At 59.2% G+C, this 875-nt stretch carries 1 protein-coding gene and 1 pseudogene; both read right to left on the bottom strand.

Annotated features, from left to right (window positions below; genetic code table 11):
• Positions 1-657: ATP-binding protein (locus MTX36_RS29440; RefSeq protein ID WP_243623197.1), on the bottom strand; the 657-nt coding region annotated here is incomplete at its 3' end.
• 3 nt (positions 658-660) lie between these two features.
• Positions 661-875 (bottom strand): annotated as a pseudogene (locus MTX36_RS29435) (DNA replication and repair protein RecF); the annotation flags it as partial.

The following is an 875-nucleotide window of genomic DNA, read 5'->3' as shown; positions in this document are numbered from 1 at the left end:
GTACTTGAACAGCTCCTCCTTGCCGGTACGCTCGTCGCGCAGCAGGATGCCGACGCCGGAGTTGAGGAAGGACAGCTCGCGGATGCGCTTGGCCAGGATGTCCCAACTGAAGTGGATGTTGCTGAAGGTCTCCGGGGACGGCTTGAAGTGAACTTCGGTGCCGGAGCCATCGGTCTCGCCCACTTCGCGCAGTGGGAACTGCGGAACGCCGTGGTGGTAGACCTGTTCCCAGACCTTGTTGTGGCGACGGATGGTCAGGCGTAGTTCATGGGACAGCGCGTTCACCACCGAGACGCCCACACCGTGCAAGCCGCCGGACACCTTGTAGGTGTTGTCGTCGAACTTGCCGCCGGCGTGGAGGACGGTCATGATCACTTCCGCCGCAGAAACCCCTTCTTCCTTGTGGATATCCACCGGAATACCGCGTCCATTGTCGCGGACAGTGATCGACTCATCCGTATGGATGGTGATGCTGATTTCGCTGCAGTAACCGGCCAGCGCTTCGTCGATGGAGTTATCCACCACCTCGAACACCATGTGGTGCAGACCGGTGCCATCGTCGGTGTCGCCGATGTACATGCCGGGGCGCTTGCGTACGGCATCCAGCCCCTTCACCACCTTGATGCTGGAAGAGTCGTACGTGTTGTTCTCGCTCATGCTTCACTCCCGATGGTCGTGGTCTGAGAGACTTTTCCATGTTCCACGTGGAACATGGATACCGGCGTATCCGTGCGCCAGCCGTCTTTCAATAGTTGCGGGTCCACGCAGGTGATGAATACCTGGCAACCCAAATCTTCAAGCAAGCGGCAAAGAGCCATTCGATGCTGCTCATCCAGTTCCGAGGGCAGGTCGTCCACCAGGTAGACGCACTGTCC

This window comes from Rhodococcus sp. ARC_M6 (assembly GCF_022810305.1).
GTDB lineage: Bacteria > Actinomycetota > Actinomycetes > Mycobacteriales > Mycobacteriaceae > Rhodococcus_F.
Note: the sequence above shows the minus strand (reverse complement) of the source record. Positions and strands in the feature narration are given on the sequence as shown.